Below are 3,431 nucleotides of genomic sequence, written 5' to 3'. Positions count from 1 at the left end.
TCAGTTCCAGGTCGGGCAAGCCGCTCTGGCGCAGGGTGACCCGCACCGTGACGGTGCGGCCACCCGGAGCCAAAGACTGCGGCACCTCCATCTGGCCGCACGCCCGGCCCGGGGAGACTTCAGCCATCGCCGCCGACTTGCCCCAGTTGCCCTCGGCCCGTCCCGACACGAGCTGGCCGCTGTAGGTCGCATCCACCCACAGCGGCGCTCCCGCAACCGTGGGGTTGGCCTCGACCCACGCTTGGAGGAGCTGCCTGCCGTCCACGATCACCGTGGCGGTGTCGCTCAGGTACAGCGTGTAGGGCGGGTTGCCAGCACCGGTGTCCACCCGCCGTACGTAGTCCAAGCGCAGGACGTAGCTTCCGGGGGAGACCACGTTGCCCGACACGTCCCTGCCATCCCAGGTGCACAGCGGGTCGGGCTGGCCCGTGCCGGAGAACTGCCGCACGACCTGGCCGGAGGGCTTCTCCACGCGCAGGCTCCAGCTCACCGGCTGGGTCACCCCGGCGGAGGAGCACCGCACCGCCAGGCTTTCGCCGCGGACCGGGGCAAAGGACCCCGGCACGTTGAGGTCCACATACTCGCGCACCACCGCCACGTTGAACCCCACCTGGAACCACTTGGGCTGCGCGCCCTGCTGGCCCAGCTGCGCCCTCACCACCACCTGGGCGGGCCCCTCGGCTGCGCCCGCCGGTACCAAAAGCACTGCCTTCCAGGTCTTCTCCCAGCCGCTTCCCCCGCCGGTCTGCTGCATGGGCACCGACTGACCCCAGCCCTCCGCGGTGGGACCCTGCAGGACGTCGCCCCTGGTCGTGGCCGTCACGTACAGCACAGCCCCGGCCACGGCCCGCCCGGTCGCGGGCGCCGCGGACAGCGACCGCAGCTCGGCGTCAACCGTCAGGGGCAGCGTTTGGGACACCGTCACGTCGGAAAGGCCGCTCTGGACGAGCGTACCGCGTACCTCAACCGTCCGGTTCCCCGCCGCGCCCGCCGGCACGGTCAGGGCCGCGGAGCGGTCGGACATCATTCCGGACAGGACCACCTCGCCTCCCCATGACGGAAGGACGCGGGCGTCGGCAAACGACCCGGCACTCCCCGACCAGTCACGGGCACGGGCGGACACGGTGACCTGCTCGCCTTCCACCACGCGGGTAGGGCTGAGCGACGCCTCCATCACCCGCCCGTCGAGGACCACCTGCGTTGAGGCCGTGCAGGTCAGGTTGTACTGCCCCTTCCCTGTGTCCACGCCCCGCACGGATTCCAGGGCAAGCGTGTACGTCCCACCCGGGCAGGGCCGGCCGGAGGCGTCCCGGCCGTCCCAGGAGCAGAGCGCGGACGGCAGGCCGGAACCGGAGTATTGCCTCACCACGCTCCCCGAGCCGTTGAGGATCCTGAGCGTCCAGCTCACCGCCGAGGTGTACCCGCGGGCGGACGCGCTCACCGGCAAGACCTCGCCCCTGCCCGGGGCAAACGAGCCGGGAGCGGAAACCGATACCCGCTCCTGGACGACCGTGACGGCGCTGGAAGCGGAGAACGACGCGTTCGGCAGGCCGCTGGCACCGAGCACCGCCGAGAAGTCGAGGCGGTAGGAGCCCTCGGGAGTTGGCGCGGGCAGCGTAAGCACGCCTTCGCCGTAGCTCCCGTCCCAGGACAGCGTGGCGCTCGCTCCCCAGCTCGCCGTGACGCTCGGTCCCGAGACCCTGGTTCCCTCGCCCCAGGCCTTCACATATACCGGCGCCCCCGCCACCAGCGCGGTCCGGAACGGCGCCGCCGCAAACCAGCGGCCGTCGAGCACGATGGTCCGCACGCACTCGGTATCGACGGTCTCGTTCACGGGAGTGCGGTACTTCCCGGAGAACCACAGGAGGTACCTGCCGGACGGGCACACGCTCCCTCCGGGGTACCTGCCGTCCCACACCGCCAGCACTGTCGGCAGGCTCGAACCGGACCACGAGCGGATCGTATCGTTCGGACTGGAAGCCGGCGCCACCTTCAGGGTCCAGCTCGTCACCGTGCCCATCCCGTGGTTGCTCGCCCGCACAGTCACCGTCTGGCCATCCCGCGGGCGGAAGATCTCCGGGGAAGGTTCCAGCCTCACGCTCAGCAACCGCGAGGCCAGCACGGCTCCGCTTGACCGCAGGAGGTAGTCGTCCGGATGCAGTCTGCCGTCGTCGTAGCCCCGGGCCAGCCCGAGCTTGATGCACAGCGCCATGTCGGCACGGTACTGCGGGTCGGTCCTCCAGCCGTCGGAAAAACGATTCAGGTACTGGTTGATCTCGCTCTCGGACATGGCCTCGGCTACAGGCCGCAGGCCGAGCGCCCGCACGGACCACGAAAACGCCTCGTCCCGCCGGATGTAGCCATCTTGGAACGTCTGCGGGGGGATGAGTCCCATCGCCAGCATGTCGTTGGCGTAGGGCCGGAACCACCGCCTCCCGTTCCAGTACCAGTCAGTGTTGCCAATCTTGTAGCTGTAGTCTTCAAGTGTGCCCAGGACTTCCATCAGGCACATGCCCCACCAGGCACGGGTCGCGTCGTCGCTGGGATAAAAGCGCCAGTACGTCTCCCACCAGCAGTAGCTGTTCGCACAGCGGTACCGCTCGAACTCGTACCCCGCAATCACCTTGCCCTGGCGCATGGACTCCACGTACGCGCGCGCCCAGCTTGGGGTGTCTTCGTACGGACCGTCTCCCTCCCAGGTGTACCGGGCCAGGCAGGGCTGGGTTGCGGCCAGGAGAATCCCGGCGACAATGGCTGCGGCCAGGAGACACTGCTGCACCCCTCTTCTGCTCATGTTTTCACCCCCCTTCATTCCGTGCACCCCGCCCCGCCCGGACCTGCAAGGCTAACGCACAGTGGCCTCGTACTGCCCCGAAGCCACCACCTTCCTCTCGCCGCTTTCCCAGGCGCCGTGCAGGAGGACCGTGACCCGGGACGCCCACAGCGTGGCCGCGTCGTACCAGACAGTGGCGGAGAAACCCCCCGAGCCCCGCACTTCGCCCGACCGGGCTTCCCACCGCACTCGCAGGTCGCGCCGCAGGAGGAGACTGCCCTCGGACGGCGCAGGAGCCGGGCCCGTCGCCGACCCCTTCAGCGTTACCGACTCGCTACCTGAACTCCACGCGACGTCGACTTTCTCTTCTGCCCCGGGCTCGCCGGGCGGGAGGGTGCCTGCCGAAACCTCCTGGGCCCACGGCGATGCCAGCAGGGCAAGCAGCGCCTTCGACCAGGCGCACTTGGGGCAGGGGAGGCTGGCCAGCACCCGGGCCAGCCCTTCGGGGTCGGGAAGCCTCCCCGGGAAAAGCGGCTGCAGGTCACCCGCCCCGGCCACCCGCACCCGCCCGCCCGGTTCCCAGGACACGGTAAACTCCCCGCTGGCGGGCACTTCCCACTCGCGGCCGGAGCCGATGTCCCTGACGAGCAGCGAGCCC

Annotated in this window: 2 protein-coding genes; both read right to left on the bottom strand. The window is 70.0% G+C overall.

Features of this window, described 5'->3' with window-relative positions:
• Window positions 1–2,794, bottom strand: a 2,794-nt coding sequence (locus AB1609_18520) for a hypothetical protein (protein MEW6048441.1), incomplete at its 3' end; no start/stop codon positions are given.
• Between the two features lie 51 nt (window positions 2,795–2,845).
• The coding region (locus AB1609_18515) for a hypothetical protein (protein MEW6048440.1) at window positions 2,846–3,431 on the bottom strand (586 nt) is incomplete at its 5' end.

Source organism: Bacillota bacterium (assembly GCA_040754675.1).
In the GTDB taxonomy this organism is placed as follows: Bacteria; Bacillota; Limnochordia; order Limnochordales; family Geochordaceae; genus Geochorda.
This window is presented reverse-complemented; position numbering and strand designations above follow the sequence as displayed.